Annotated in this window: 1 protein-coding gene; it reads right to left on the reverse strand. The window is 55.7% G+C overall.

Annotated elements, in window-relative coordinates; genetic code table 11:
* The coding region (locus J0A66_RS22640) for a nitrilase-related carbon-nitrogen hydrolase (RefSeq protein WP_277603626.1) at positions 1 to 309 on the reverse strand (309 nt) is incomplete at its 5' end.

Genomic DNA, 309 nt, shown 5'->3' on the forward strand with positions numbered 1-309 from the left:
TCAACTATTGAATTCAATCAGTTCGCTCCTGAATTGGTTGTGCTGCCCAACCGGCATATTTCGACGAATCTCGTGCATCTGGTCAAAATCAACCAGCGCTTGTACCAGCCCCGGCCCTTGGGCCAGACTGGTCAACACTTCTCCCCAGGGAGTTATAATAGTGGAATGGCCATAGGTCTCACGCCCGTTGGCATGCTGGCCGCCCTGCCCGGCTGCCACCACAAAGCACTGTTTTTCAATGGCCCTGGCCCTAAGCAGCGGCCACCAATGGGCTTCACCTGTCACCTGAGTAAAGGCCGCCGGTAACAC

The organism is Bowmanella dokdonensis (assembly GCF_017254865.1).
GTDB lineage: Bacteria > Pseudomonadota > Gammaproteobacteria > Enterobacterales > Alteromonadaceae > Bowmanella > Bowmanella dokdonensis.